The sequence below is a fragment of the Mesorhizobium sp. LSJC285A00 genome, from assembly GCF_000503155.1.
In the GTDB taxonomy this organism is placed as follows: Bacteria; Pseudomonadota; Alphaproteobacteria; order Rhizobiales; family Rhizobiaceae; genus Mesorhizobium.
On the sequence record NZ_AYVK01000090.1, the window covers coordinates 1 to 4,068 of the forward strand.

Genomic DNA, 4,068 nt, shown 5'->3' on the forward strand with positions numbered 1-4,068 from the left:
TCCAGCCAGCGCGGACGCACACGCTGGGTCCCAAGTTCTTCTCGGCGCAAGAAGTCGCTTTTGCTTACAATTCCAACGAGGGCACCGTCGCTGTCGGTTACCGGGAGGCAGCTGACTTTGTTGGAAAGCATGAGCTCGGCCGCTTCGGCGATCGTCGCGTTCGCATCCGTCGTGATAACTGACTTCGTCATGATGGCTTCGGCTCGCATCCTTACCCTCCTGATCTTACGTCGGCCGACGATGGGACATCCCGACCCGCAGCGCTTTGATCTGAGTCACTTGGAGCGAGGAGCATTCTCCGCGCCGTCGTCGCGGTCGATTAGAATGCGCTCCGCAGCGCCATCGAGATCATCGTACTGGCCGCTTCTCAACGCCCACAGGAACCCACCCAGGCCTAGCGCGCCAAGGAAGAGGGCGACCGGGATGAGGTAGGCAAGGGTCGTCATGAGGATCGCGAGAATTCGTTGATGCCGGATCTTCTGGAGGTCCGAACCTCTTTCGCCGGCGAACCTGGCATGGAACGCCGCAAACGCATTGCATTGCCAATGACAAGCAGCGATGACGCCGACATGGCAATCGCCGCTATCAATGGCGTGACGTGCCCGAGAATGGCGATCGGCACGGCGACAGCATTGTAGACGATGGCGATCGCGATGTTCTGGCGGATCAGGTTTCCCGCGNAGAATGGCGATCGGCACGGCGACAGCATTGTAGACGATGGCGATCGCGATGTTCTGGCGGATCAGGTTTCCCGCGTTGCGCGAAACGTCCAGCGCCAGCGGAACCGCCATGAGGCTTTCGCGCAGGAAAACGAAGTCGGCTGCATTGCGGCCAATGTCGGCGGCGGTGGCCGGTGCGATCGAGACATGGGCCGCGCTCAGCGCCGGCGTGTCATTGAGGCCATCGCCGACCATCAAGACCTTATGCCCATCGCGTCTAAGGGACTCGATGCGTTCAACCTTGCCGGATGGCAGCAGATACGGAACGAAGTCGCCGACACCCAGCATTTTCGCAACATCCTGGCAGGCATGGGCGGTATCGCCTGACAGCATTTCCACCGCTATTCCAGCGTCGTTCAATTGCTGGACGGCAGCCCTGGCGTCGGCACGCAGCGCATCCTCGAAGGCGAAGGTAGCAACAATCAGCCCATTCCTGGTCAAAACCGTTCCGCCATAACCATGCTTGCCTTCGCCACCGGTCCGGGCTTTCCATCCCGCCCATCCGCGCCGACCCAGTCGCCAGGTGGTCCCGGCGTGGGTGGCTTCGATTCCGAACCCTGCATGCTCGTTGACGGTATCAAATGTGAGTTGCCCGCCAGAAGTGGCAAAACCGGAGATGGCCTTTGAAAACGGATGACGCGAATGTGCGGCCATGTTGGCCGCAATCATCAACATTGCCGGATCGATCGAGGCCGCGTTGACGAGCCGGGGCTGTCCGAGCGTGAGCGTGCCGGTCTTGTCGAACACAGCCGTATCAACCGTAGCCAGGCGCTCCATGGCCGACCCATCCTTGACCATGATGCCGTGGTCGAACAGGCGCCGCGCCGCGACCACCTGGACGATCGGCACGGCGAGGCCGAGCGCACATGGGCATGTGATGATCAGAACGGCAATAGCGATGGTGATCGCCCGGTGCCAGTCGCCAGTCACCGCCATCCAGCTTAGGAATGTCGCGAAGGCGGTGAGATGAACCACCGGGGCATAGAGCGCTGAAACACGATCGGCGATCCGGCGATAGTGGGCGCGACCGCCCTCCGCGGCTTCCATCAGCCGAACCATTTCTGCCAGGAACGAATCCTTCGCGGCGGCTGTGGCCTCTATCGTCAGCGGACCGGTAAGGTTGAGCACGCCGGCCTGCACGGTGTCTTCTGGCGCCACGCTTCTGGGCGTGCTCTCGCCGGAGACCAGGGAGCAGTCGACGTCGGATGTCCCACGCGCAATCCTGCCGTCGACGGGGATTCTTTCGCCGGCTGCAATAAGCAACTGCATCCCTGGTTCGATCTCGCCAACCGGCAAATAGTCGCTTGCGCCGTCGCCGCGCAACACCATGGCGCCGCGCGCGGCCAACTGCGACAGACTCTTCACCGCGGTGCGGGCGCGCTCGCGCATTACGTGATCGAGCGTGCGGCCGATCAACAGGAAGAACAGCAGCGATACCGACGCGTCGAAATAGGCGTGGTCGCCATGGGTGATCGTCTCATAGAGGCTCATGGCGTAGGCCAGCGACACGCCGACAGCGATCGGCACGTCCATGTTCATGCGGCCGTGGCGCAGCGCAGTCCACGCCGATTTCAAGAAGATCCCGCCGGCAAAGGCGAGGGCGGGAATGGCGATGAGCGCCGAGACCCAGTGGAACAAATCGCGCGTGGCGCCTTCGGCGCCGGACCAGACCGATACCGAGAGCAGCATGATGTTGCCCGCCGCAAAGCCGGCAACGGCGACGGCGCGGATGAGCTCCGATAACGTCCTGTCCTTCGCATCGGTGTCGGCTTCGAACAGATGTGCCTGGTAGCCCAGGCGCCCGAGCACTGCGACCAATGGTGGAACCTCATCGCCGCGCCACTGGACCGAGACCCGCTTCGTTGAAAGGTTGACGCGGGCGGCCTGGACGTGATTGAGCTTCCCCAACGCAGTCTCGATCATCTGGATGCAGGCTCCGCAGTGAACCGTCGGTACCGACAGGTCGGTCTGATGAAGGTCATCGCCCAGCGACCGGCTCGCCAGCCTGACCTCCTGGCTTGACGGCAGGACCGAAGCGGGGCTGACCAGATCCAGCGCCATTTCAGCGCCCGGCGCGCAGCAGCTCATTTCAGCACCCCTTGGGAAATCATGACCCTGCGCACGTCGCGATAAGGTCTTGCCAGGCCGGCATCGGCGTCTATTTCGATGATCCAGACACCATCCCTTGGCACGTGTTGTGCTGCAAACTCCTGGCCAGAGACCAGGGCGAGCGTGACGGACTCATCTTCTTTCTCGTAAGCGGGATGGCGAAACAGCACCTTCACGCCATGCAGGGAAACCGGTTTGCCCGCGGCGTCGATGATGCGATAGCGGACTTCGCCCCATGCGATGGTCAACTGGCCGGTCCAGCCAAGCGCTGCCTGCGCACGGCCTTCCTCGGCCTTCTTGTTGAATTGCTGGCTCGCCACATAGGTATTTTCGACGACAAGGCCGGTCCAGCTTGTGTTGGCAAGCGTCGCCATCGTGAGATTGACCGCGATGACCACGCCGAAAAAGGCAAGGATGGTGGCCAACATGTGCCTGCCGGTGAACTCGCGGGGATTTCGCGTGGTGGCGTTCATCTGGCGATCTCCGGCGAGTTGAAGGTGGCGGTGTATTCGTTGGACTCGAAGCTGACCTTGTCTTCGACCCGGAATGTGAAGGTCTGCGCCTGGCCATGAATCTGGTCGGCGGGCAGGCGCACGAAAACCTTCAACATCTTCAGCCGGTCGGGTTCGACCTGGACTGCAAAGGAGCGATCGGCGGGGAGATCGACGCCAACGATGCTCATCTCCGCGCCTGGCAAACCCCCGAGGGTGACGATAATCGTTCTCGGTTCGGGGATCATGTTCAAGAGCTTGACGGTATAGCCATTGCGGATCGAGCCGTCCGAGAGCGTCACGAATTGCGGGTTGCGGTCGTGCAGGACATTGATTTCGAGCCGGTCGCGCGTCAGCAGCGAAAAAAGCAGCCCCAGCCCGATCAGCGACCACATGGCCATGTAGACATAGGTTCGTGGCCGAAAGATCTTGCTGATATGGAAATGCGCCACCCTGTCCGAAAACAGGCCGTCATCCGTCCTGACCAGTGATGGGTTGACCGAGCTGGCGCCGCCGGCGGTGGCCAGGATCATGTTGGCGTTGTAGTCGGAGAGCGTCGCGTAGGAGATCAGTCCTCGCGCTTTGCCGAGCTTGTCCATGACGCCGTCACAGGCATCGATGCAGAGCGCGCAGGTGATGCATTCGAGTTGCTGACCGTCGCGTATGTCGATCCCCATCGGACAGACGGCGACACAGGCATTGCAGTCGACGCAATCGCCGACGGGATGCCCTGCGGCAAGAACCTTCTT

General features: G+C 61.8%; 4 protein-coding genes and 1 pseudogene. All 5 read right to left on the minus strand.

Annotation, left to right across the window (positions count from 1 at the left end; translation table 11 throughout):
- Window positions 1–209, minus strand: a 209-nt coding sequence (locus X726_RS0137030; RefSeq protein ID WP_031215645.1) for a CBS domain-containing protein, incomplete at its 3' end; no start/stop codon positions are given.
- Window positions 210–275: 66 nt separating this feature from the next.
- Complete coding sequence (gene ccoS, locus X726_RS0137035; protein ID WP_023835431.1) at window positions 276–446, minus strand: cbb3-type cytochrome oxidase assembly protein CcoS; 171 nt, start codon at window positions 444–446, stop codon at window positions 276–278.
- Window positions 443–2,807 (minus strand): annotated as a pseudogene (locus tag X726_RS00200) (heavy metal translocating P-type ATPase). The gene ccoS and the pseudogene X726_RS00200 overlap by 4 nt, the downstream one beginning before the upstream one ends.
- The gene (locus X726_RS137410) at window positions 2,804–3,301 is read right to left on the minus strand and encodes a FixH family protein (protein ID WP_023673911.1); all 498 of its coding nucleotides are present in this window, start codon (window positions 3,299–3,301) and stop codon (window positions 2,804–2,806) included. The pseudogene X726_RS00200 and the gene X726_RS137410 overlap by 4 nt, the downstream one beginning before the upstream one ends.
- The coding region (locus X726_RS137405; protein WP_023673912.1) for a FixG Ig-like domain-containing protein at window positions 3,298–4,068 on the minus strand (771 nt) is incomplete at its 5' end. The genes X726_RS137410 and X726_RS137405, both read right to left, overlap by 4 nt.

Coding starts and splice junctions, on each gene's coding strand:
- ccoS (WP_023835431.1), bottom strand. CDS start 446: ATGACGACCCTTGCCTACCTCATCCCGGTCGCCCTCTTCCTTGGCGCG.
- X726_RS137410 (WP_023673911.1), bottom strand. CDS start 3,301: ATGAACGCCACCACGCGAAATCCCCGCGAGTTCACCGGCAGGCACATG.